20 protein-coding genes, 1 tRNA gene and 1 pseudogene are annotated in these 24,324 nt (G+C 62.7%); 1 reads left to right on the forward strand and 21 read right to left on the reverse strand.

Features of this window, described 5'->3' with window-relative positions:
* Position 1: 1 nt before the first annotated feature.
* The 21 genes and pseudogenes from yqeK to AUL39_RS05545 form a co-directional block, all read right to left on the reverse strand.
* The gene (yqeK, locus tag AUL39_RS05450; protein ID WP_235810775.1) at positions 2-655 is read right to left on the reverse strand and encodes a bis(5'-nucleosyl)-tetraphosphatase (symmetrical) YqeK; all 654 of its coding nucleotides are present in this window, start codon (positions 653-655) and stop codon (positions 2-4) included.
* Positions 652-1,359: a nicotinate-nucleotide adenylyltransferase gene (nadD, locus tag AUL39_RS05455; protein WP_059054484.1), complete on the reverse strand. Its 708-nt coding sequence runs from the start codon at positions 1,357-1,359 to the stop codon at positions 652-654. The genes yqeK and nadD overlap by 4 nt, the downstream gene beginning before the upstream one ends.
* Positions 1,356-2,615: a glutamate-5-semialdehyde dehydrogenase gene (locus tag AUL39_RS05460; RefSeq protein WP_059054486.1), complete on the reverse strand. Its 1,260-nt coding sequence runs from the start codon at positions 2,613-2,615 to the stop codon at positions 1,356-1,358. The genes nadD and AUL39_RS05460 overlap by 4 nt, the downstream gene beginning before the upstream one ends.
* A 77-nt stretch (positions 2,616-2,692) precedes the next feature.
* On the reverse strand, positions 2,693-3,811 hold the full coding sequence (gene proB, locus AUL39_RS05465; RefSeq protein WP_059054488.1) for a glutamate 5-kinase: 1,119 nt from the start codon (positions 3,809-3,811) through the stop codon (positions 2,693-2,695).
* On the reverse strand, positions 3,811-5,202 hold the full coding sequence (gene obgE / locus AUL39_RS05470) for a GTPase ObgE (RefSeq protein ID WP_059054490.1): 1,392 nt from the start codon (positions 5,200-5,202) through the stop codon (positions 3,811-3,813). The genes proB and obgE overlap by 1 nt, the downstream gene beginning before the upstream one ends.
* A 116-nt stretch (positions 5,203-5,318) precedes the next feature.
* Positions 5,319-5,567 (reverse strand): 50S ribosomal protein L27, encoded by a 249-nt coding sequence (gene rpmA, locus AUL39_RS05475; RefSeq protein ID WP_059054493.1) that lies wholly within the window; start codon positions 5,565-5,567, stop codon positions 5,319-5,321.
* A gap of 40 nt (positions 5,568-5,607) precedes the next feature.
* Complete coding sequence (gene rplU / locus AUL39_RS05480) at positions 5,608-5,919, reverse strand: 50S ribosomal protein L21 (RefSeq protein ID WP_042089376.1); 312 nt, start codon at positions 5,917-5,919, stop codon at positions 5,608-5,610.
* Positions 5,920-6,108: 189 nt separating this feature from the next.
* Positions 6,109-6,816: a TIGR03936 family radical SAM-associated protein gene (locus tag AUL39_RS05485; protein ID WP_059054495.1), complete on the reverse strand. Its 708-nt coding sequence runs from the start codon at positions 6,814-6,816 to the stop codon at positions 6,109-6,111.
* Entirely contained in the window at positions 6,813-8,690 is a 1,878-nt protein-coding gene (locus tag AUL39_RS05490) for a TIGR03960 family B12-binding radical SAM protein (protein WP_059054497.1), read from the reverse strand. Before AUL39_RS05490 ends, AUL39_RS05485 begins: the two co-directional genes overlap by 4 nt.
* A gap of 2 nt (positions 8,691-8,692) precedes the next feature.
* Positions 8,693-9,697 carry a DUF697 domain-containing protein gene (locus AUL39_RS05495; RefSeq protein WP_059054500.1) on the reverse strand — a complete coding sequence of 335 codons (1,005 nt, stop codon included), beginning with the start codon at positions 9,695-9,697 and terminating at the stop codon, positions 8,693-8,695.
* A 24-nt stretch (positions 9,698-9,721) separates the two neighbouring features.
* Positions 9,722-10,939: an FtsW/RodA/SpoVE family cell cycle protein gene (locus AUL39_RS05500; protein ID WP_082667264.1), complete on the reverse strand. Its 1,218-nt coding sequence runs from the start codon at positions 10,937-10,939 to the stop codon at positions 9,722-9,724.
* 15 nt (positions 10,940-10,954) lie between these two features.
* Positions 10,955-12,988, reverse strand: a complete 2,034-nt coding sequence (gene mrdA, locus AUL39_RS05505; RefSeq protein WP_059054502.1) for a penicillin-binding protein 2 — start codon at positions 12,986-12,988, stop codon at positions 10,955-10,957.
* A 9-nt stretch (positions 12,989-12,997) separates the two neighbouring features.
* The gene (gene mreD, locus AUL39_RS05510; protein ID WP_059054504.1) at positions 12,998-13,561 is read right to left on the reverse strand and encodes a rod shape-determining protein MreD; all 564 of its coding nucleotides are present in this window, start codon (positions 13,559-13,561) and stop codon (positions 12,998-13,000) included.
* 10 nt (positions 13,562-13,571) lie between these two features.
* Positions 13,572-14,627 carry a rod shape-determining protein MreC gene (gene mreC / locus AUL39_RS05515; protein ID WP_059054506.1) on the reverse strand — a complete coding sequence of 352 codons (1,056 nt, stop codon included), beginning with the start codon at positions 14,625-14,627 and terminating at the stop codon, positions 13,572-13,574.
* A gap of 2 nt (positions 14,628-14,629) precedes the next feature.
* Positions 14,630-15,673 carry a rod shape-determining protein gene (mreB, locus tag AUL39_RS05520; protein ID WP_032111833.1) on the reverse strand — a complete coding sequence of 348 codons (1,044 nt, stop codon included), beginning with the start codon at positions 15,671-15,673 and terminating at the stop codon, positions 14,630-14,632.
* Between the two features lie 57 nt (positions 15,674-15,730).
* Positions 15,731-17,113 (reverse strand): tetratricopeptide repeat protein, encoded by a 1,383-nt coding sequence (locus AUL39_RS05525; protein ID WP_059054508.1) that lies wholly within the window; start codon positions 17,111-17,113, stop codon positions 15,731-15,733.
* 33 nt (positions 17,114-17,146) lie between these two features.
* Positions 17,147-17,641 carry a peptidylprolyl isomerase gene (locus AUL39_RS05530; RefSeq protein WP_059054510.1) on the reverse strand — a complete coding sequence of 165 codons (495 nt, stop codon included), beginning with the start codon at positions 17,639-17,641 and terminating at the stop codon, positions 17,147-17,149.
* Positions 17,642-17,772: 131 nt separating this feature from the next.
* Positions 17,773-18,597, reverse strand: a complete 825-nt coding sequence (locus AUL39_RS05535; RefSeq protein WP_059054512.1) for a hypothetical protein — start codon at positions 18,595-18,597, stop codon at positions 17,773-17,775.
* Positions 18,598-18,636: 39 nt separating this feature from the next.
* A pseudogene (locus AUL39_RS11630) lies at positions 18,637-18,807 on the reverse strand (zinc-ribbon domain-containing protein); the annotation flags it as partial.
* 105 nt (positions 18,808-18,912) lie between these two features.
* Complete coding sequence (acnA, locus tag AUL39_RS05540) at positions 18,913-21,609, reverse strand: aconitate hydratase AcnA (protein WP_082667266.1); 2,697 nt, start codon at positions 21,607-21,609, stop codon at positions 18,913-18,915.
* Entirely contained in the window at positions 21,569-24,013 is a 2,445-nt protein-coding gene (locus AUL39_RS05545) for an HAD-IC family P-type ATPase (RefSeq protein ID WP_059054515.1), read from the reverse strand. The genes acnA and AUL39_RS05545 overlap by 41 nt, the downstream gene beginning before the upstream one ends.
* A 171-nt stretch (positions 24,014-24,184) precedes the next feature.
* Between AUL39_RS05545 and AUL39_RS05550 the strand changes: the two genes are divergently transcribed.
* Positions 24,185-24,261: transfer RNA gene (locus AUL39_RS05550), tRNA-Arg, on the forward strand.
* Positions 24,262-24,324 lie beyond the last annotated feature (63 nt).

Consider the following 24,324-nt stretch of genomic DNA (forward strand, 5'->3'; position numbering starts at 1 on the left):
CCTATCGTGCTGCGGAGTCTTTGCGCGCCGCAGCCAGCTTATTGTATGTATCGATGGTACCCGGCCAGAGGTACCTGGAGCCTTTGAGCACGTAGATAATGCCGTCAACAAAAGATTCCCAGAACAGGTCGGGAAGCGTGGCCTCCCCCACAAGCGAGCGCGACTCCTCGATGCCAGGCGTCTTAGGTCGCAGCGGCTCTATGCCATCGGCCACAAAGAGCACCATGTCGAGCGGGCTCATCTGGGAAGCGGCCGTGGTGTGAACCTCAACGGCATGCCACACCTCAGGGGGGACCTCGGGGTAGCGCGACGGGAGCTCGCGCGCGGCCACGATTCCGTGGAGCAAGGGTGCGACTAGCTCGAGGTCAACGCCCATGTCAATCTCAAGCTCGCGTGCACGCGCAATGATCTTCTCGCCGCTGAGGGCTTTCTCCCAGTCGTGAAGGATTCCCGCCAAGCGCGCCTCAAACGGGTCCACCCCGTAGAGGAGGGCAAGTCCCTCTGCACAGGACGCTACCGAGAGCGAGTGAGCGAGCCGGTGCTGCTTCTGGGCAAGCTGCATCCGGAGGTCCGACTCCAGCCGCGCGATGAGCGCACGCTGCTCGACGCTGTAGTCCGGCTCATCGTGGCAAATGACGCCCTTGTAACCCGTCACGCGACCACCTCGGAGGTGTGTCCATATCGGTTGGTCGAGGTGCCGTAGAGGCCGTGCTTGTGGAGGTATCCCGTAACCGGGTCGGGCGTGAGATAGCGCAGGCTTTGTCCCGCCTTTATGCGCTCCCTGAGGTGGCTCGATGAGATGGCCAGCGCTGGCACCGAGAGATACGTGACGTCAAAGGCGAGCCCGGAAGCATCAATGGCATCCCATGCGCGGTCCAAGTCGTAGCCCGGTCGCGTCGCCGCAACCAAATGAGCAAGGCGCGCGATGTCTTGGGCGTCGCGCCACTTGACAATCTCGGTTATGGCATCGGCCCCCGTGATGAAGTAGAACTCGACGTTTTCCGGATACAGCTCCCTCAGAAGGCGGAGGGTGTCAGCCGTATAGGTAACGCCTTCCCTGTCAACCTCGAAGCGAGAGGCAACAAAATGCGGGTTGTCTGCCGTGGCCAAAAGCGTCATGGCATAGCGGTCTTCGCCAGAGCTTACATTGCGGTCCTGCTTAAAGGCAGGTCGCCCCGCAGGCATGAAAACCACGAGGTCTAGGTCAAGGTCATCGAAGGCCTGCTCGGCGGCAACAAGGTGACCGTTGTGGATTGGGTCGAAGGTACCGCCCATGATGCCCAAACGGTAGGTCCGGCTGTCATCGGTGCCAAGCACCGGCAGGTCGCGCTCCCTGAGGGCGCCCACATCCACGCTCATCGTACCTGACCATCCCCCCGCACAACATACTTGGTGGTGGTGAGGGCGGAGGCGCCCATGGGACCACGCGCATGCAGCTTCTGGGTGGAGATGCCAATCTCGCCGCCCAGGCCAAAGACACCGCCATCAGTGAAGCGGGTCGACGCGTTGGCGTAGACCACAGCAGCGTCAACACCGGCGAGAAATGCCTCGCACGCCGCGTAAGAGTCGCTCACAATAGCCTCAGAATGGCCAGTGCCATAACGGTTGACGTGCTCGATTGCCTGAACCACGTCCTCGACGCACTTCACGCTCATCTTGAGGTCCAAATACTCCCTGCCCCAGTCGTCCTCGGTTGCTGCCCCCATGGGTACCTGCACTCCGGCGGCAACCTTGCGGGCAAGCTCGTCCCCCACAAGCTCCACGCCATGCGCGTGAAGGGCTACAAGCACGGGCGGAAGGAGCTTCTCGGCAGCGCAAGAATCAACGAGAAGCGACTCTGCGGCGTTACAGACGCCGGGCCTCGAGCACTTGGCGTTGACAACAATGTTCACGGCCTTCTCGGCGTTGGCATCGCGGTGCAGGTAGATGTGGCAGTTGCCAGTACCGGTCTCGATAACGGGAACCGTAGCGTTCTCAACGCAGTAGCGGATGAGGGAGGCACCGCCGCGCGGGATGAGCACATCAATGAGGCCGGTCGCGTGCACAAGCTCAGAGGTCTGGGTATGCTCGGCATCATCGTCCACATACTGAACGGCATCCGCAGGAAGGTCAGTCTCGACAAGTGCGTCCCTGCAGCAGGCGGCAAGTGCCATGCAGGACTCACGTGCCGCTGAGCCTCCCTTGAGAACGCAGGCATTGCCCGACCGTACGCAGAGGCCAAAAGCATCGGCCGTGACATTGGGCCTTGCCTCGTAGATCATCGCAACAACGCCCATGGGTACCGAGATGCGCTCAACACGTACGCCGGAGTCAAGGGTGCGGCCCCAGCTCACACGGCCAAGGGGATCTTCCTGACGAGAGATCTCCTCAAGCGAGGACGCAATGCCATCCAGCCGCTTGGCGTCGAGCATGAGCCTGTCGAGAAGGGGGCCAGGCATGCCGGCCTTGCGCGAACGCTCCATGTCGCGGCCGTTGGCAGCCACGATGGCGTCAGTCCGCTCGCGGATGAGCCGCGCGGCGGCCCGTATAGCAGCAGACCTCTTGGCTGCCGCGGCCTGCCCTAGCGCATGCGATGCCGCACGAGCGAGCCCCGCCTTGGTACGTGCCTCAGACATTGGAAGCCCCCTTCGAAGACCAGTCAAGTACGCCTATCCTAGCAGCCCACGGTTAGTTTGTGACAACCCGTAACCAGCTAGAAGACCAACAACTCATCACGGTGTATGGCGGGCTGTGCCGCATCCTCGCCCAGGAAGCGGGCGATTACGTCCAGCTTAAGACCACGCACACGTGACATGTCCTCCGAGGAGTAGCGAACTGCTCCCCTTCCCAAGAGCGTTCCGGAAAGGTCACGGACGTCCACCACGTCTCCAGCGACGTAGGTGCCGCGGGTCTCCACAACGCCAACGGGAAGCACCGAAGCGCCACGTTCGGTGACGGCACGCGCCGCACCGTCATCTACAACGAGCGTTCCGCGAACAACTTCAGCAAGGCCAATCCAGAGCTTGCGACCCAGCTCGTGCGGGGTCTCCTTTGCGCTTGCCTCGAAACGCGTGCCAACCTTCACGCCATGGGCAACGTCCACGAGCGCACGCTCGCGCCTGCCGCGACAGATGACCGTGGGAATGCCTGCGGCGAGCATGGCGCGGGCAGCCCGCACCTTCGATGCCATGCCGCCCGTACCGTAGCTGGTACCCGCTCCTCCCGCCATGGAAGAGACCCTTCCGTCTATCTCGCTCACGCGATCGATGAGCTTGGCGGTGGGGTCTGTCTGCGGGTTTGCCGTGTAGAGCCCATCCACGTCCGAGAGAATCACATAGAGGTCTGCTGAGACGAGCCCCGCCACAATGGCGCCGAGCATATCGTTGTCGCCAAAGGCGAACTCCGCAACCGAGACGGTGTCGTTCTCGTTAACCACCGGCATGGCCCCAAGCTCGAGGAGGCGCATCAGGGTGTTACGCGCGTTGAGGTACGCCTCGCGGTCGACGACATCGCGGCGCGTGAGCAGGACCTGCCCGCAGGGGATGCCGCGCTCGGCAAGGACATCGGCGTACGCCTCGGTGAGCTTTGCCTGGCCCGCGGCTGCACACGCCTGGAGCGTCATGATGTCCGATGGGCGCTCGGAAAGCCCCAGCTCGTCGCACCCAGCGGCGGCGGCACCAGACGAGACGAGAACAACGTGCGTGCCCTCGTGCGCAAGCTCGACCACCTGGTCGCAGAGCGAGCGAATGAAGGCGCGATCGAGCGCGCCATGCTCGTCCACGAGGGTGGACGAGCCAACCTTGGCAACGATAAGCGAAGGGGCCTTGGCCATTACTCCTCGCCCCCGTCGTCACGCACATCCGGCTCGTCCTCGGCAAGCTCTGCGTAGTCGTCCTCGCTAGGCTCCCCCTCGTAGGTGAAGGCTAGCTCGAGGATGCGCACCTCATCTCCGGGGACGCAGCCGGCCTTCTCAAGGCGGTCGTCTAGGCCCGATCGGTCAAATCGGTGCTGCAGGTACGCCACGGCTTCGTCATTGTCCCAGTCGGTCTGGATGACCATGCGCTCGATGGCCGCGCCGCTCACACGCCACACGTGTGCGCCCTCGCGCTTGATCGACATCGTGCGGTCGCGCTGCTGGCGGCGACGCTCCCACTGTGCAGAGGCCTCGTCCGCCTCGCCCGTCGGTGCAGGCGCCTCGGCGCGGAGCTTGGCCACTGCGTCTGCCGTGTCGCTTACCAGGGCGTCGATGCCATCACCTGTGACGGCCGAGATGGCGTGGAACGTGTGCCCGTCTGCCTCGGCGGCCTCACGGAGCGCCTTGACGGCATCCTCGGTACCAGGCATGTCACACTTGTTGGCAACCACGATCTGGGGCCGCTCGGCAAGCTCGGAGGCATAGGCCGCAAGCTCTGCGTTGATGGTGCGATAGTCCTCGACGGCATCTCTGCCCTCGAAGCCACCTGTTACGTCAACCACATGCAGGATGAGTGCCGTGCGCTCGATGTGGCGCAGGAACTCGTGGCCCAGGCCCTTTCCCTCGGAGGCGCCCTCGATGAGGCCAGGGACGTCGGCGCAGACAAAGGAGCGACCGTCACGAGCGCGAGCCACGCCCAGGTTGGGGACGAGCGTGGTGAAGGGATACTCGGCGATCTTGGGGCGTGCCGCCGAGATTCGCGCGATGATGGAGCTCTTCCCCACCGACGGCATGCCCACGAGAGCGGCGTCAGCCATAAGCTTCATCTCGAGCTCAATCCAGTGCTCCTGGGCCGGCTCGCCCTTCTCGGCAAACGCAGGCGCACGGCGCACAGAGGTCACAAAGTGCGTGTTGCCAAGGCCGCCCATACCACCGGGGGCAACAACCACACGCTCGCCGGGGCGGGTGAGGTCGGCAATCTGGTAGACGGGCTTCTGCGTTGCCGGATCAAGCTCGCGAACCACGGTCCCCAGCGGAACGCGAAGAACTAGGTCCGCACCGTCCTTGCCGTGCATACGCTTTCCCTGGCCGTGGGTTCCGCGTTCGGCCTTGAAGTGATGCTTGTAGCGGTAGTCGATAAGGGATGAGAGCTGCGGGTCTGCCTCGACAATCACGTCGCCGCCATGGCCGCCGTCGCCGCCGTCCGGGCCTCCCTTGGGGACATAGGCCTCGCGGCGGAACGACATGCATCCCGCACCGCCGTCGCCACCCTTTACATTGATATGAGACAGGTCTGTGAATGTGACCATGGTTTCCTCCTTGGTTGCCCCTGATGGTACGGCAACTCACAGGGGACGTGCGCATGGCGCGATATGAAACGGGCCCTGCCGAAGCAGGGCCCACCTAAAACGTATGACGTACGTCGTTACTCAGTAACGACGTTGACGACGTGCTTCGTGCCCTTCTTGAACTGCACGACGCCGTCAGCGAGTGCGAACAGGGTGTCATCCTTGCCGCGGCCAACGTTCTCGCCGGGGGTGATGTGGGTGCCACGCTGACGAACGATGATCTGGCCGGTCTTGATGGCCTGACCGCCGTAAATCTTCACGCCAAGACGCTGCGCGTGGGAGTCGCGGCCGTTGCGAGACGAGCCGAGGCCTTTCTTGTGTGCCATAGTGCTACCTGCCTATCTGAAGTGGACGGAGTGAGTGAGGCTACGCGGTGGGGAGCTCAGAAATCCTCAGCTTGGTGAGGTTCTGGCGGTGACCCTTGGTGCGGTGGTAGCGCTTACGCTTCTTGAACTTGAAGACGAGGACCTTCTCGCCCTTGTGCTGGTCGACGACCTCGGCGGTGACCTTCTTGTCCTCGAGGGCGGCAGGGTCAACGATGGTCTTCTCGCCGTCGTTCAGGAGGAGAACGTCGAGCTGGACCGAATCGCCAGGCTGCGCGTCGAGCTTCTCGACGTCGAGGACGTCGCCCTTGGCAACCTTATACTGCTTGCCACCAGTTGCTACGATTGCGTACATGTGTGTAACCCTTCATTGCTGGCGTGAGTGCAACAGTAAGTAATCTTACTAGCCACACGGAAAACCGTCAACGAAAAATCGTCTTGACCTGCGGTGCCGCAAGGGAAACTGAATCGGGTGACCGAGGCCTGACGCTTTTCCGCACAACCTTGATAAGTCTAGCCTGCTAGGAGCCTAAGGTGAGACCCGCTACATTGGCTCCACAAGACTCCCATCTTCATCCTCGTGCCACTGGGCGACCCTGCACACAGAAAGTGCCGGCATGGCAAGTCCCTCCTCCCGAGCGGCAGCGGCGATGAGAACTGTCGGCCTGAGGGAGCCCTCCTCGGTGGAGCAGCAGTCGAGAAGAAAGCCGTTGCCACTGGGACGCATCTCGCAAGAGACAAGCGTGCGCCCAAGGTCCACGTGCTTTTCCTTCTCGCCGCGCAGGTACGTAAGGCTTCCCTGTGCGCGCACGGCATCGATGCCCCGAGCAAGCGTCTCCACGCTAGTTTCGTCGATCACGTTTACGCTCCACGTGGAGCGCGTGAGCCACGCTTCGAGGGCGGGCAGGCCGTAGGGCACATAGCCAGCTGCCATTGGTGCCAAAAGCGTTGGACTCGACGTAGCAAGCCGGTCGAGCGCAGCTTTGGGGTCCATCTCCTCGGTAAGGAAGAGATCGAAATACTCCCCCAACGACGCTGCCCCCACGGGAAGTGCCTGCGAGAACTGCAGGCGCATGCGACGCGCAAAGCCGTTGCCAACCGCAAAGGGAAGCTGCGAGCGACGAACACTGCGGTTGATGGTGTTGATGACCTCGAGGTGCCCCAGGTGCGCGAGCCTACCGTCCTTGCAGTAGCGCACGCGAAGCCGGTACTGGTTGAGCTTGCTGTTGGTGATGGCGGCGGTGTTAATCATGCACGCTCACCCCAAACCACGTTGTCAACGCCCAGCGTGGGACACACGCCACAGCCCACACAGGAGTCGCGTGTGCAATCCGGTGTGGTGACGCCCTGGGCGGCACGTCGCCACTCTCGCTGGAGGAAGCCCTTGGAGACGCCAGGAGAGGTGTGGTCCCACGGGAGCCTCGTGTCAAGCGGAAAGCCCTCGGATGCAATGGATGGCAGGTCGTAGCCAAGCTCTTGCGCGGCAGCCTCCCAGGCGTCGTAGTTGAACTCGCTCGTCCACGCGTCAAAGCGGCATCCACGGCGCCAGGCGGCAAGCACCAGGTCAAAGCCCGCGCGTCCCATCTTGGAGAGAGCTCCCTCCACGAGCGAGGTCCTGGGGTCATGATAGGAGATCTTCACGTCACGGTCGGTGTTGGCGCCCAGTAGCAGTCTGGCGCGGCGCTCCACCTCCCCCACTTCGAGCTGCCCCGCCCACTGGAAGGGGGTGTACGCCTTGGGCACAAAGACGGCAACAGAGGCAGAGACTTGCACCTTGCTCTTCTTGCCACGCCCCACGACCTCGCGGCCTATCTCGAGGACACGATGCGTAGCGGCGGGTATTGCCAGGATGTCATCGTCGGTCTCGGTGGGAAGGCCCATCATGAAGTAGAGCTTGACGCGGCGCCAGCCGTGCTCGAAGGCGTTTCTCGCAGCGCGCTCGAGGTCCTCCTCGGTCACGTTCTTGTTGATGACATCGCGCAGGCGCTGGGTGCCCGCCTCGGGGGCAAAGGTGAGGCCGCCGCGCTTGGAGCCAGAGGCCGCGTTCGCCATGTCAACGCCAAACGAGTCGAGGCGCTGAGAGGGAATCGAGACGCGGATGCCACGGCCTGAGAGACGCGCGTCGAGCTCGTTCAACATGGGAGCGCACTGGGAGTGGTCTGTGGTCGAGAGTGACGTGAGGGATAGCTCGTCATAGCCCGTCTCGGCAAGGCCTCGCTCGCTTGCCTCCACCACCTGGTCCATGGGACGCTCTCGCACGGGACGATAGGTCATACCCGCCTGGCAGAAGCGGCACCCGCGCGCACAGCCCCGCAGTACCTCGATGGCAAGGCGGTCCTGGACGATGCTCATGTAGGGCACAATGTGCTCTGCGCAGGCCGGAGTGGACGCAAAGTCTGCAACGCAGCGCTTGAGCACAACCTCCGGCGCGCCGGTACCGGCCTTGGGCACGGCATAGCCCCAGCGCGTCGAGGTGTCATCAACAACCACATCGTAGAGCGAGGGCACGTAGACCCCCTGGATGCGCGAAAGCGCAAGGAGGATGTTCTCGCGCGATGCCCCGGCAGATCTGGCATCGCGAACGCAAGCGGCAATCTCAACGATGGCGTCCTCGCCATCGCCCAGCAGAATCGCATCGAACATGGGGGCAAGCGGCTCCGCGTTCCACACGGAGGGACCGCCGGCGATGACAATCGCATCGTCTTCGGCACGCTCTGCCGCACGAACGGGGATGCCGGCAAGGTCAAGCGTCTCAACGATGTTCGTAGCCACAAGCTCATGGGCAAGGGTAAAGCCCACAAGGTCGAAGGAGGCAACGGGAGCGGCGGACTCAAGCGCAAGGAGCGGCACATGGCGCTCGCGCATGAGGTCTGCCATGTCATGCCACGGAAGGTAGCAGCGCTCGCACGAGATGCCTTCGGCGGCGTTAAGGGCATCGTAGAGAATCGAAATGCCAAGGTTAGGCTGGCCAACCTCATACGCATCTGGATAGATGAGGCAGGCGTGGAACGGACCGGGCTGGTCTTCGACGGCACCCCACTCGTGGTCAAGGTAGCGCGAGGGCTTCTCGACAAGCGGAAGCAGCGGCTCGATGAGCCTAAAGAGGTCCTCTCGGGCTAGTCGCACTGCTACTCACCCCTACCCACGGAGCCGTCGGGGCAAAGAACCACATACGAGGGGGCGGCTGTGCGAGGTGGACGCACGCGGTGAGAATCCCCCTTCTTACCAGCGTGGTCGCCAACCTTTTTGGGGAGCTCGAGGTGACGGGCCGGGGCCTGGCGAGAGATCTCCTCGCCGTGGGGGCGAAGCGAGCCGTCCTCGAAGTCAAAGCGAACCTGGAGAGCACGGGCCGTCGCAACGGTTCCGGCATAGCCCATGGCACCTTTGAAGGCCCATCCAAGCCCGGGGACAAGTCGAGAGACAGCACGGGCGAGCGCTCGGTAGCCAAAGCCGGCGCCCACCACGCCTGCAAGCTCGAGGGCACGCGAGGGGTCAAGACCTCGCCCGTAGGCAACAGCGATGTCGAGGGCGAGCTTTGCCTGGTTTGCCGTCATGACGGCCATGTCAGAGCCAGGAATGAGCGTAACGGCACCAACGGCGGCGTTCTCCATTGCACAACGCCTCACCAGGGCATCGACCTCGGCCGGCCGGCAGAAGGGGAAGTTTGCGGCAAGGGCCAGGCCCTTGTCGGTTGCATCCACAAGCCAGGTGCCAAGTCGAGGAACAAGGGTGAGCGCATCGGCGCAGGCCAGAACTTCAAGAAACGGCGCCGCCTCCTCCGGGAGCTCAACGTCGGGAACCTCAACCGCCGACTCGGCGACAAGGGCTACCGGCACGCCACGGCGGGCGGCATCGCGGGCAAGCGCGGCCTCAACGTCAACCTGGCCACCGCAGACTACGATGACGGCGTCAGGTGCAACATCATCCGGCGCCGGCGCGTCAACGGGCCTAACGTCTACGAATCCGGAAGCCTCACGGGCGACAAGCGCCTCCTTGACGGCAAGGACAAGTCCGCGAGGTGCATCGGAAGAGATGCGCACCCAGAGGCGCACCATTTGAGAGCCGCCCTCGCGGGCGTCCTTGCCCGCTCCAGCAACCTCGAGGATCTTTCCCCATGGAATCTTGCGCGACATAATCCTCCTTACGACAGGCCGCCGCTAGGCGGACTTCTGCCGGTGTCTCCATACAGACTGTACCATCCCCACAGCCATGAGCTGCGCAATCATCGACGTGGCACCATAGCTAATGAAGGGCAGCGGAATGCCCGTGATGGGCATGATGCCCATGCACATGCCAACTTCCTCAAGCACCTGGAACGTCCACATGGCCGCGCACCCCACGCACACAAGCTTGCCAAACATAGACTCGCAACGCATGGAAAGCAATATGGTCGAGAGGATCATCCACGCAAAGAGCCCCAGCAGGACGACGCCACCCACAAACCCAAACTCCTCGGCGAGAAGCGCAAAGACGAAGTCGGTCTGCGCCTCGGGGAGAAAGCCGTTGCCCGCCTGCGTGGCACCGCCAATCCCCTTGCCAAGAAGCCCGCCAGAGCCCACGGCGATCTTTGCCTGTTGGAGGTTGTACCCGTTGTTTGTTGGGTCAACAGATGGATCTACAAAGACGATGAGGCGGTTAAGCTGATATGTCTTCAAAAGGTGCGGGAAGCCATCGAGCATTGACGTCACAATGATTGCCGTGGCGCTGGCAACAATGAGCGCAATGGTCACAAGCACCCAGCTCCGCTTGGCTCCTGCACAGATAATGATGGTTGCGCCAAAGACAAGAAGTACAAGACCGGTGCCAAGGTCCGGCTGAAGAAGAATAAGGCCGAATGGAATGAGTAGGATGGCACACAGGCGCACGTAGTCGCGAAGCGACTCGATCTTTCCGTTGTACTGAGCACCAAGCGCGGCCATGAGGTAGATGACCACGAGCTTGGCAAGCTCAGATGGCTGGAACGTGATGCCTATTCCAGGAATCTTGACCCAGCCCGTGATGCCCTTCGCCGAGTAGCTAAGCCCAGGAATCTTAGGTGCGATCATGAGGATGCACGCGATGATGAGGAGCGTCCGTGTCATCCCCTGAAGGTTGCGGTAGTCGTAGCGCCAAACAAGGACAGCGCCCACAAGTCCCATGGCAATGCCTAAAAGATGCCGGGGAAAGTTTGCCTCGGGTATGGTGAGCGATGCAGACCAGATGACGACCACGCCATAGACAACGAGCAGGAGCGCGGGTATGAGCTGGGACAAGTACAGGCCGCCCAAGCTCTTGCCAAGGCGCCCCGACCGAGAGGAAGAGGCCCTTGACGAGCCCTTGTTGAGGTGGTTGCTCGCAGAGTTGAGAAGCCCCTGTCGCCTTGCCATGTTGGCCATGAGCCTTCCTCCTCCCTATCGGTCGACGTTCGACGAATCGAGCGATTGGTCATCTGGCTGCCCATAGATGGCGCCGATGATGTCGCGAACCACATACATAGCCGAAGTGGCTCCGGAAAGGACGCTGTCAACGTTGGCGCCAACAACATACTGTGGGTTTTCTGCTGGTACAAAGGCCATGAACCAACCTACCGGCTCGCCAACCGACGTCTGCTCCGCCGTGCCCGTCTTGCCGCAGACGGCCACGTCCAGGTTTGTCCAGTGGGTAGCCTGCGTTGCTGACTCCTTGTAGATGACACCAGAAAGGCCCTGGTCCACGATATCCAAGTTAGCCGAGTCCTCATCCGCGTTGATGATGACCTCGGGGCTGTAGTCAATTACCGATCCAGTACCAGTTGCGCTCTTGACGCTCTTAAGCACATGCGGCTTATAGATAGGCCCGCGGTTAGCGATGCCCGCATAGGCGTCGACCATCTGCATGCAGGTGACAAGCAGGTCTCCCTGGCCAATGGCAAGGTTGCAGTTGTCGCCACCTTGCCAGGTGCGCTGCTCGTCGGTGGCACTAGACCAATAGTTCCACTTCCAGTCTGCGTCGGGAACGCGCCCCTCAACCTCGCTGGGGAGGTCGATGCCGGTGATCGAGCCAAGCCCAAACTTCTTGAAAGTCTCCTGCATACCATCGGGGTTGTTCTGGTCGTAGAAAAAGCCCTTGCCAATCTCGTAGAAGACAACGTCGCAGGAGTAGGTGATGCCCGTGACAAGGTTCATCTCCCCGTGACCTGAGGTCCACCAGCACTTCATGCCGTAGGCCTCGCCAAAGCCCGTCCACCAACCTGTGCAATACCAGGAGGAACTGGCCGTGGCTATGCCGTAGCTCAGCGCGGCGAGCGTGGTGAGCGCCTTGATGATGGAACCCGAGGGGTACTGGCCGGCAATGGCGCGGTTCATGAGCGGATAGTGGGCATTCTCGGACGAAAGCGATTCCCAGTCGCTCGTAGAGATGCCGCCGACAAAGATGCTCGGATTGTACGTGGGGTAGCTCGCCATGGCGATTACCTCGCCGTTTGTACAGTCGATGGCAACGGCGCAGGCACCGGTCGCAGAATAGCCAATCTGCTGTTGGTACTCAACGACTTTGACGATAGACTCCTCCGCCGCCTTCTGAACGTTAATGTCAAGCGTGAGTACAACGTCAGAGCCGCTCCTGGGCTCGACATAGGTGGAGTAGTCAAGGACGTTGCCGTCGGCATCAACGTAGACGGTCTGCTCGCCTGCAACTCCCTGGAGGACGCTCTCGTACTGGAGCTCGACGCCGGACTGGCCCACCGTATCACCCGAGCTGTAGTGAACGGCTCCCTCATCAGAGGAATCGGTTGAGTTGAGCTGGTCGGAGGTTACCGTTCCCGTATAGCCAACAACATGTGCCGCAAGCGAGCCATACGGATAAGAGCGCTGCGTGCGCTGCGCGACAGAGACGCCAGAGAAAACCGTGGGATGCTCCCCCAGAAAGGCCACCACGCGACGGGACACGTCAACGGCAACAGAGCGCAGGTTCTGGGCACCGGCAGAGGAGTCCTCAACCTTGCGCTTTACGGCCAACGCCGGCATGCCGATGAGGTTTCCTATGAGCGTGACCTCGATGTCATCGTTGGCAACGTCTGCCTCGGCAAGCACCGTGAGGCTCGAACGGTTAGTGACTATCTCGTTGCCGTTGCGGTCCAGAATTCTGCCGCGAGGCGCTGGCACCGCGACGGTACGTGTGCGGTTGGACTCCGCCTGCTGCGTGTACTCGTCGGACGAGAGAAGCTGCATCGACCAGAGCTTGGCGAGAAGAACCGCAAAGATTCCGCCCGAGACGGCTGCCTGCCCCACAAGACGACCCTGCATGGTTGTCTCGGCAGACGTATCCGAGCCGCCCGATGCCTTCGGGCCGTTCCCGCCGATATCAAACTTGAAGTTTGTCTCCGACCGCCCAAAGACGAGAAAAACGGCAACGAGTGCCGCCGCAACTGCGACGCAGACGATGATGATTATGACCGTAAAGCTCATGGCGCGTCCCTAAAGACCCCTGGTGCTGAGGTGGGAGCCGCCACCACGGTGCCTTCCGCCCATGGAAAGGCTCGGCCCGCCTCCAGTGGAGCGCGAGTAGAACCAGGCAAACGGCAGGAAGGCAATGATGGTGAGAAGCGCCGTGGGAAGCGTGCGCAAGACAAGTACGTCGAGCAAGGAAGAGGACTGCCCAACCACAAGCATGGCAAAGTGGTAGATGAGCGACACCACAAGCGTGGCAACAGAGAACTCTGCAACGGTGGCGCCAAACTCACCCGCCATGCGGTTTCTGCCCTCCTGGCCCATGAGGTAGGCTGCAGCGGCACAGCAGCCGGCCATGAGGCCAACAGGCCCCGTGGTTGAAAGGTCAAAGAAGAGGCCAGCAAAGAAGCCCGCAAGGACTCCCCTTTTGCCGCCAACGTTAAAGGCAACGCAGGCGGTGAAGATAAGGGCGAAGTTCGCGCGCCCGTTGCCAATGCCTATGTTGGGGGCAAGCGCAAGCTGGCAGACAGCGCACACAATGGCAAGGATGAGGGTGCCCCGACGGTCTCTGTTTTTGTCAGCAACCTGCATGGCGACCCTCCTAGTTTCCTGTAGTGGCGGTTGACGATGTGGTGGATGTCGAGGTAGATGACGTGCCTGAGGTAGTCGTACTCGAACTTGAGCTCGACCCGCTCGAGTCCGAGTTGCTGGTGCTCGAGGTGTCCGAAGTGCTCGTGGTGCTCGAGGACGTCTCCTGCGCGTCCGCAGCCGCAACGTCCTCTGAGGTTGCAACCTGGGAATCGGTGAGCGAGGTGATGACGAGAACCTCCTCGGCGTTCTCCGTGTGAGCGTACGGCTCGACCACAATGGTGTAGTACATCGAGCCTGGGTTCTTCTCGACGCTTGTCACCTTGCCAAGCGGGAGGCCCTTGGGGAAAACTCCGCCAAGGCCGCTTGTGACCACGATGTCGCCCACCTCGACGGTCTGGTCGGTGCGAATCATGTCGAGACGAACCTCACCAGCCGTAGAGCCATTGAGCATACCCTGCGCCCTGCTCGACTGGACCATAGCGGAGATGCTCGAGGACTCGTCGGTCACAAGAAGAACAGTGGATGACGTTGCACCACACTCGACAATCTGCCCAATTACGCCAGAAGAGGAGGTCACCGCCATGCCCACGGAGAGCCCTGATGTTGTGCCCTTGTCAATGGTGACCGTCGATGACCAAGAGTCGCTCGACCCGGAGATGATGTGGGCAGCCGTTGACTGAAGGTCATAGGTATTCTGGAGGTCGAGAAGCCCCTGTAGGCGCGTAGCCGTCTGCTCCGCCTCTTCGAGCTCGGCGTTCCTGCTGCGAAGCTGGTCGTTCTCGGCCTCAAGCTCGGAGAGCGTAGCCTGGTCAGCGGTAAGGTTGGAGAAGATGTTGCCCAGGCCTTGGAAGGGCAGCGAGATGGCAGACCCAACGAGCCTCACGGGCGTGGTTATGGTCTGGAAGGCGCCACGAACAGCCCCCAGAGGACCAGAGTCACCCGTGCGGACCCCTACCGTGAAGAGCACGATCGAAATGATGAGGCACACGACAAGCTCGCGCCCGCCCGTGCCCTGGTTGTTGTTCCCAAGCCCCGAGGACGGGGCCCTGCTGCTTCCGAGCGGCACGCCTACTGTCCCGTACTCTGGACAAAGCCACCGGAGAGCGCGTTGGCCTCAAGGACCTTGGCGCAGCCGGTCACGACGTTTTCGAGAGCCGTGGGGCTCACGTTCACGGGAACGCCAGTCTCCTCGCGAAGACGCTGGTCAAGACCGCGGAGAAGGCCACCGCCGCCAGTGAGAAGAATGCCATAGAACATGAGGTCCGAGGCAAGATCGGGCGGCGTCACGTCAAGCGCATCCTTGACGGCCTTGGTGACCTCGTCGAGCGGGCGATCCAGGGCGCGGCGGATCTCTTCGCTCTCAATGCGGACCGTCTTGGGAAGGCCGCTCATGACGTCTCTACCGTTGACCTCAACGTCAAGCTCCTCCGCAAGCGGGGCCGCCGAGCCAACCTTGATCTTGATGTCTTCGGCAGTGCGCTCGCCGATAGAGAGGTTGTATGCGTCACGCACGTGCTCGAGGATGGTTTGGTCAAACTCGTCACCCGCAGTGCGGATGGACTGAGAGACAACTATGCCTCCCATTGAGATGACGGCGACCTCGGTGGTGCCGCCACCAATGTCGACAACCATCGAGCCGGTTGGGTCCTCGATGGGCAGGTCTGCGCCAATGGCGGCAGCCATGGGCTCCTCGATGAGGTATGCCTGGCGTGCGCCAGCCTGGATTGTCGCCTCAAAAACCGCGCGCTTCTCGACGGAGGTAACGCCTGACGGGACGCACACAACCACCCGAGGACGCGGAGACCACGGGTAGCGACGCTCACGGGCCTTCTCGATGAAGTACCGAAGCATGACTTCGGTAACGTCGAAGTCGGCAATGACGCCGTCCTTGAGAGGCCTCTCGGCGATGATGGACCCAGGCGTACGACCAATCATGCGCTTGGCGTCGGCGCCAACGGCAAGGACGCGACTCTCGCTCTTGTCGATGGCGACGACCGAGGGCTCGTTAATGACGATGCCCTGGCCACGCACAGCCACGAGCGTATTGGCAGTGCCCAGGTCGATAGCCAGGTCGCCGCCATATTCGCCGAACAGTGAGTCGAAGATCGACATAGCTTCCTTATCCCGTCTGCGCACCCGAGAGGCGCGCACGTTGCATGGTGCGAATTACTAGCCCTGCGAAGCAGTCCCCGTGGTGGTAGTGGTCGTGGTTGCCGCAGAGGTCGATGTGGTGCCGGTCGAGGTGGAGGACGCGGTGCCGTCCGTCGATGATGTGGTAGCCGCGTCGCTCGTCACGTTGGTCACCTTCCAGGATATGCCATCGCGCACGAGAGCGATGGAGTAGGTCTGGGTGTCACCAGTGGGAAGCGCAGCCGTAACCGTCACCGTTGACTCGGTCATGCTCCGCTCAACCTGGGTTGACTTGATGGAGGCGCCAGAGGGAACGGTGGCCTCGATGGTCTCGGCCTCGGAGGCGGGCACAGAGGCGGACAGGAAGCTGCCCAGATCTTGCCCAGAGGTCTTGGCGTCGAAGAGCTGCTCCACCACGGTCTCCTGCGTAGGCCAACCATACCCACGGTAGTAGGCATAGCCAGCAGCGCAAAGCGCCACCACAAGGATAATGAGGATGGTGATGAAGACCTTGAGGCCGCGATGGTTGTGCTTGCGGCGAATCTTACGCTCCTTCTTGTCCTGCTCGACAAGGTCCTCCTCGGACACGGAGAAGAAGCCCGTGTCGTCCGCCGAGGGCATGAGCTCGCCAGATGCGCCGGTGGGATCGAGCGGATCGTAGCCACCGCCATAGCCGGCCGCTGCAAGGAGCGCATCGGTGTCGGAGGGGCGCTGCTTGCCGGCAATGGCAGCCATCGCTTTGCGGGCGGCATCGTAGGACGCCTGTGCCTCGGGCGAGAGCACCAGCGTGCCGTCCGCAGTAGCGTGATCGAATGCGTCAACTGCCTCGGACATGCGGTTGGCGGCCACATAGGCCAGGCCGAGGTCGCAGTAGACCTGGTTCTGGCTCTGAAGAGGTGCCGAGAAGTCAAGGGCGGTGCGGTAGGCCTCGACTGCGTCAACCGGACGCCCAAGCTGCATGAAGCAGCCGCCAAGATCGCACAGGGCAGAGGACGGGTTGGGGTTGGACTCGTCGATTGCTGCATTCCTGTACGCAATGCCCGCGTTGCGAGGGTCACCAAGGCGCTCGTAGGCGGTGCCTAGCGCCATGTGGGCCTTGTACGGAGTTGCGTAGGAAGTGTCAGCAAGGGCCTGCGTGAGAGCGGTAACCGCCTCTGCGGGATGGCCAGCGGCGAGAAGGGCGCGCCCACGGTTGCAAGAGAGCGGCCCCACCTTGCCATAGGAGGTGTCACGCAGGGCGCTCTCGTATGCAGCAGCGGCAGCTTCATACTGGCCGAGCTTCATGTAGGAGTTCCCCACAAGGTGGTCGACGGGACCAGAGACCTCGCCAGGATTCTTAGCCTGGGAGAGCCTGTCAACCGCAGTGAGCCAGTCCCCCTGCTGATAGGCGGCTTTGCCCGCCTCGTATGCCTGTTGATTCACGTGAGACCCCCTCGCTTAGGCACCGACGAAACGCTACGCGCGGTGCTCGATCGTAATCGAGTTGATGACGTCACCCTTGCGCAGGGCGGCGATGGTGTCGAGGCCCTCGATGGTCTGCCCGAACACGGTGTAGCCCTTGTCCAGGAAGTGCTGCGGGCCAAGGCAGAAGTAGAACTGGGACCCCGCGGAGTTGGGGTCGGAGGCACGTGCCATGGCAAGCGCTCCATCCTCATGGCTATTGTGCGGGTTGGTGGTGTACTCCTCGTGAATGCAGTACCCGGGACCACCCGTGCCGTTGCCAGCAGGGTCTCCTCCCTGGATCACAAAGCCGGGCTCGTAGCGGTGGAACGTGAGTCCATTGTAGAAGCCCTTTTCGGCAAGCTCGCAGAAGTTGGCAACGTGGATGGGCGCGCCCTCACCGTCAAGCCGCACCACGATGGTGCCCTTGCTGGTGTCGAACACAGCGACCTCATCGCCCTGTACCTTATACGAGGGAGTGTAGAGCGGTTTAGAACCAAAGAGACCCATGTCCCCTCCAAAGTGCCAAGCGCACGACGCCCCTGCGATGCTGGCAGAGTCGTGGCAATCATCTATCCATACGATAGTACCAGCAAGCGGCCGCCTGCACGCAATCGTCAGACTGGCCGCTTGCCCCTTGCCTACTGTTCGACGGGCTTCCATGCGTCGTAGTTCTCCTCGAAGAGCGTCTTGTAGTTGTCGGTTCCCGAGGAGTAGCCAATCTTCTTGAGTGGTGCCAGAATCTTCTCCTCTGTTGCCATCGTAACCGAGGAGTCCCACGCCTCGCAGATTGCGTCGGAACGGTTGCGCAGCCAGTTCCCCAAGGTTGTCAGGTTGGCAATATCGTTGGCATACGTGCCGTCGCCATCGTTGAGCGAGGCAATGTCATCGATGAGGTTTGAGATGTCGATGGCGGTCTGCTCTGCCGTGGACTGACCGTCCTGGCGCTCGGCAGCGGTACCGCTGACGCCTGTTGACGTCAGATCTGACACGCTCTGGTCAAGCTGGTCCGCATAGGTGCCCAGCTTGTTGTAATCGTCGAGAATTGCCTGGTAAGCGGTGGAGCTACTCGAGTCTGAGCCATCCGTCGAGGAGTCGCTCGAGGTATCTGTTGCAGAAGATGACCCGTCCTGGCCGGTAAGTGCCGAAAGATAGCCTGGGTAGCCTGCCATCGACGTATCCGCGTCGGTCTGCGAGTGGGTGATGTAGAGGTTGGGATCCCACGGATGCGTGATCCAGAGGGCCATGCCACCTGCAAGGGCAATGGCGGCCGCCGCAGCTACCATGAGCACACGCGTGCGTGGCATGCGATCGTGGCGCACCGTGGCAGACTCCGGACCAGGCTCCGAGGGTATGGCGCTCTCGATGCGCGGCATGGCTCGCGTGGCATCCGCACCGCCCTCGTCGGCATCTGCGCCCTCCGCGTCTCCGGGTCCCTCGATGGTTGGGATGGCAAGATCTCTCACGGCGTGGCCGCTCCTCGAGCGAGCCGGCGCGCCGACAGGAGCGCCGCACTTAGGACACGAGTGAGCGTCTGGTGGAACTAGGGCTCCACAAGAAGGACACCACGCCACCTTGGTGACAGGAATCCGCTGCGTAAGGCCAAGATCATAGTGACAGGCGGGGCAGGCAGCGGTGCCAGCAGGCACCTCCGCACCACAATTTGGACATCTCATGCAAATCCCTCCCGTCTGACTCTTACCCAGCCGAGCAAACCCAGGCGCACATTCTCGCCGTTCCGTCGTTCGCGCACAATACCGTCAAGCAAGCTCTCACAAGGCTTATGAAATCTCGTCCAGGACGTATGGCAGGATGCCGCCCTTCGCGAGGAAGCGTCCCTCCATGGGCGTGTCAACGCGCACGATGCAGGCAAAGGCCATCGCCGTACCATCCGGCCGCGTGACCGTGACCTCGACCTCGCGCGGGCTGGGGAGTCCCTCGGCAAGGTTCACGGGAGCGATGTCGAATGTCTCCTCGCCCGTGAGGCCCAGCGTGGCGGCATTCTCGCCCTCCTTGAACTGCAGCGGGAGCACTCCCATCTGCACCAGGTTGGAGCGGTGGATGCGCTCGAAGCTCTCGGCGATGACCGCGCGCACGCCAAGGAGCAGCGGACCCTTGCCTGCCCAGTCGCGGCTGGAGCCAGAGCCGTAAAGCTTGCCCGCGACCACCACCAGGGGCACGTCATGCTCGGCATAGTCCACGGCGGCATCGTAGATGCTCTTGACCTCGCCGTCGATAAAATCTCGGGTCCAGCCGCCCACGCGACCATCTGCCAGCACGTTCTTGAGCTTGACGTTGGCAAAGGTACCCCGAGCCATAACCTCGTGGTTGCCCCTGCGGCTACCGTAGGTGTTGAAGTCCTTCTGTGCCACGCCGTGCTCGGTGAGGTAGCGCGCGGCCGGGGAATCTGGCGCAATGGCACCGGCGGGCGAGATGTGGTCGGTGGTCACAAAGTCGCCGAGAAGCGCCAGGGTACGGGCGCCAGACACCTGGATGGTCTCGCGTTTGCGGGCGATGTCGAAGTACGGTGCACGGCGCACATACGTGGAGGAATCATCCCACGGGAAGGTCGAGGAGGACGAGGACTCGATGGCCTGCCAGGACGCGGAGCCCTCCTTGAGCGACCCCTGGGCGTCTGCAAAGAGGGACGGCGTGAGGGCGTGCGAGAGGACCTCGGCAACCTCGGCGTTGGAGGGAACCAGGTCTGTGAGCATCACGGGCTCACCGTTTGCGCCCGTGCCAACCGGCTCCTTGACAAGGTCCACGTCCATGGTGCCCACGAGCGAGTAGGCAACCACGTAGGCGGGCTGGCAGAGGTAGTTCTGGCTCACGTAGGGCGAGATGCGGCCCTCGAAGTTGCGGTTACCCGAGAGGACGCTCGTGAGCTCCATCTCGTCTGCGCGCTCGCGCAGGGCAGGATGGATGTCGCCGGAGTTGCCGATGCAGCTCATGCAGCCAAAACCGCAGGTGAAGAAGCCGAGCTTGGCAAGAGGTGCGGTAAGACCAGCGCGCTCGAGCAGGAGCTGCGTGGCGTGGCTGCCAGGGGCGAGGATCTTCTTCACCCAGGGCTTGGGCGCAAGGCCGCGCTCGACGGCGCGCTTGGCGAGAAGCCCCGCGGCAACCATCATTGCCGGGTCAGTCGCAGTGGTGCAGCTGGTGATGGCGGCAATGGCCAGCGCGCCGTGGTGCAGGTCATAGGCGTTGTTTCCGCACGTAACCGAGAAGGACTGGTCCAGGTCGCCGTGCCCGTTCTTCACAGCGCTCTGCTCAAAGCGCTCGCGCAGGCCGGCGATGCTCACGCGGTCATGCGGGCGCGAGGGCCCAGCAAGGCTCGGCTCAACTGTGCCAAGGTCGAGCGCGACCGTGCGGGCGTAGGTGCGGCCGGTCGTGGCGCCAAAGGTACCCTGGCGCTCAAGGTAGGCCTGGGCGAACGCCACGTCTTTGGGGTCGCGGCCGGTGAGCCTGAGATAGTCTAGCGTCTTCTCGTCAACCGGGAAGAGCGTGGTGGTGGCACCGTACTCCGGCGTCATGTTGGCGACACAGGAGCGCTGCGTGGCGGTGAGGGTTGCCACACCCTCGCCCGTCACCTCGACGAGGCAGCCGACGACGCCAGCCGCGCGCATGAGCTGCGCAACCGTGAGGGCAAGGTCCATGCCGGAGATGCCGTCGCGCAGGGCGCCGGTGAGCCTCAGCTCCACCACCGGCGGCACGAGCATCGAGATGGGCTGCCCCAGCGCCGCAGCCTCGGCCTCGATGCCGCCAACGCCCCAGCCCATGACGCCAACGCCGTTTGCCGTGGTGGTGTGCGAGTCGGTGCCCACAAGCGTGTCAAAGCAGGCCACGGGCTCATTAAGCGAAGAAAGCGCGTCGGTGGTCACCACGCGACAGAAGCGCTCGATGTTGAGCTGGTGGCAGATGCCGCCTCCGGGCGGGACGATCTCGACGTTGCCAAAGGACTCGCCGGCCCACTTGAGGAATGCGAAGCGCTCGTGGTTGCGCTTTGCCTCGAGCTCCTGGTTCTTCTCGCACGCGTCCCGCTCGCCAGCGACGTCAGCGATGACCGAGTGGTCAACGACAAGGGTGCAGGGAATGTGGGGGTTCACACGCGAGGGGTCGCCGCCACGGGCAACCATAGCGTCGCGCATGGAGGCAAAGTCGACAAAGACGGGCACGCCAGTGAAGTCCTGGAAGAGGACACGCGCAGGCATGAACTCGATCTCGGAGCCCTGCTTTCCGGCAAGGCCGGCCTCGACCACGGCATGCGCCTGGCGAACCGCGTCATCATCGGTGGCCGAGCGGCGCACGACGTTCTCAAGAAGCTCGACAAGGGCGCGGGGCAGACGATTGGCACCAGGAATGCCAGAGACGTTGTAGACAAGGGCGTCTCGTCCACCAGCAGAGATGCGGACGGGATGGCGAGCAGCGAGAACGGCGTCCCTAAACTCCCTGGTGTTTGACGTTCCTTCTGTGAGTGACATGGGTCTCCTCCAGTCTGTCCGCAAGGCGGGCGATGCCCCCGCCGGCATTGGCAAGGGCTATCGAGCGGTTGAAGAGCGTGTCGAAGAGGACGCACGAGAGCGTCCCCGCAACGACGACCAAGACACACATACTAGGCGTGAGAGGCGCAACCTTGAAGAAGGCACCAAAGACCGTACACCCGACGGCAACAATCGCGCCAACCGTAACGAGCAGCGCAGTGCGCAATGGCGTAAGTGGCTGCGAGATGCGCCAGATGAGTCGAATTCCCACGATTGCGACAAGCAGCATGCAGACGGTTGACGTCTGAGCAAAGGTCATGGGCATGATGCGCTCGGCGGCAAGCGCCACCACAAGCGCCACCGTGATGCCAGCCGACGCGGGGAGCGAACGCGCCAGCACATGTCCAAGGAAGCCGCCGCTCACGCGGTCGTGGTTTGGTTCAAGCGCAAGGACGAACGACGGAATGCCGATGATGGCAGCCGAGATAAGCGACATCTGTATGGGAATGAAGGGGTACGGCGGGAAGATGATGCACACTAGCGCGAGAACTGCCGTGTAGACGGTCTTGACGAGGAAGAGCGATGCTGAACGCTGCAGGTTGTTGATAGAACGACGCCCCTCGGCAACGACCTCGGGCATGTGGGAGAAGTCATTGTCGGCAAGGACGATCTCCGAGACGTTGCGAGCCGCGGCAGAGCCGGAGGCCACCGAGATTGAGCAGTCCGCCTCGCGCAGCGCGAGCACGTCGTTCACGCCGTCGCCAGTCATGGCAACCACGTGGCCGTCCGCGCGGAGGGCACGCACGAGCGAGCGCTTCTGCTCGGGTGTCACCCGACCAAAGACGTGGTAGCGGCGTGCGGCGGCAGCGAGGTCCTCATCGGTCTTAAGCGTCGTGGCGTCAACGGCTTGCTCCGCGTGGGGCACGCCCGCCCTTGCCGCGATGGCCGAGACGGTCGTAGGGTCGTCGCCAGAGATGACGCGCAGGTCAACGCCCTGCTCGATGAAGTAGCGCATGGTTTGTGGGGCCGTAGCGCGAAGCTCGTCCTGTATGCCGACCACGCCGAGAAGCGACGCCTTGCCAAGGGGAGCCCCCTCGGCGTCGAAGCCCGTGACCTCGCAGACAACAAGCACGCGCTCGCAGGGGTCAAAGCCGGCCGCAAGGTCTGTCGCCTGAGCCACGCCCGTCTCGTCCAGCACAAAGCGCGCGGCTCCAAGAACAAGGGCCTGGCCCTCTGACGTCACGCAGCCAGAGCACTTGCGCCGCGAGTTGAAGGGGACCACGCGCAGCGGAGCCCCTCCCCTCTCGACGCCAGCCTTGTTTGCGTAGGCGAGAAGCGCCTGCGCCGTGTCGTTTGCGTCACCCTCGGACGCGCGGACGACCTCTGCCAGTGCCTTGTCGACCTCTGACAGCGTGTGGCAAGGCGCTGGCTCGACGCGCGAGACCTCCATGCGGCCTGTGGTGATGGTCCCCGTCTTGTCGAGGCACAGAGTGTCGACGCGCGCAAGCGTCTCCACGCAATAGGTCTGCTGCACGAGGACCTTGCGCGATGCCAGCCGCGTAGTGGCAATGGCAAGGATGCTCGAGGTGAGCAGCACGAGCCCCTGCGGGATCATGCCCACCACGGCAGCGACGGCGGAGAGAATGGCGTCGTTGAGCGTCGCGCTGTCCATGAAGAGCGTGCGCAGGAAAAGACCGATGCCCAGCGGAAAGAGCGCGTAGGTGCCCAGCCGGATGATTACCCTCAGTGAGTCGAGGATCTGCGAGTGCACGGGCTTCACATACTTTGCCTCGGCGTTGATGCGCGCGGCGTAGCCCTCCTGCCCCACCTTGGTCACGCGGGCGAGAAGGTCGCCGGAGTCAATGAAGCTGCCACTCAAGAGTGTGTCGCCGGGACCCTTGGGAACGGGGCGGCTCTCGCCCGTGAGCAGGGACTCGTCCATCTGGACCTGGCCCCTGAGCACCACGGAGTCCGCAGGGACCTGCTCGCCGTGTGCCAGGAGGATGCAGTCGTCGAGCACCAGCTCGGAAGGGAGCAGCTCCACTACCTGGCCGTCACGCTTCACGCGGACGCGCTTCTCGGTAAGGATGGAGAGCTTGTCGACCATGCGCTTGGCCCGGATCTCCTGAAAGATGCCGATGACCAGGTTGCAGATGACCACGCCCATGAAAAGCAGGTTTCGCCACTGGCCCGTTATGGCAACGAGGATTGCCATGCCAACGTTGACACCGTTGAAGAGCGTGAACGTGTGCTCGGCCAGGATCTGGCGCACGGTCTTGGTCTTGACGTCGGTGTTGGCGTTGGTCTTCCCGGCAGCGATGCGCTCCTCGACCTCGGCGGAAGAGAGGCCCTCGACGTTTGTCGTGGGCGTTTCGTTGGTGGCAGATGTGGTATCGCGCGCCATGGTCTCCCCTCGATTGCGCTGCCGGCATGGCAGCAGGTGCCAAGCGCCTATTGTATGCGAGCCGCCCAAACGGGCGGCGGGTCGACTTAGGTGTTGTGGGCGAGTCGTGACGATGGCAATCTACGCTGACGGTAGCCAAGTTGAGATGTTTGCCTATAATCAAAGGCCGTTGGCCCCGTAGCTCAGTGGATTAGAGCGTTCGCCTCCGGAGCGAAAGGTCGTGGGTTCGAACCCCACCGGGGTCACCAGGTGTTTGCGCAGCCCAGGGTGCTTATCGTCCTGGGCTTTTTTGTAGCGCAACGAGGTCCTTC

It is taken from the genome of Tractidigestivibacter scatoligenes, assembly GCF_001494635.1.
GTDB classification, from domain to species: Bacteria; Actinomycetota; Coriobacteriia; order Coriobacteriales; family Atopobiaceae; genus Tractidigestivibacter; species Tractidigestivibacter scatoligenes.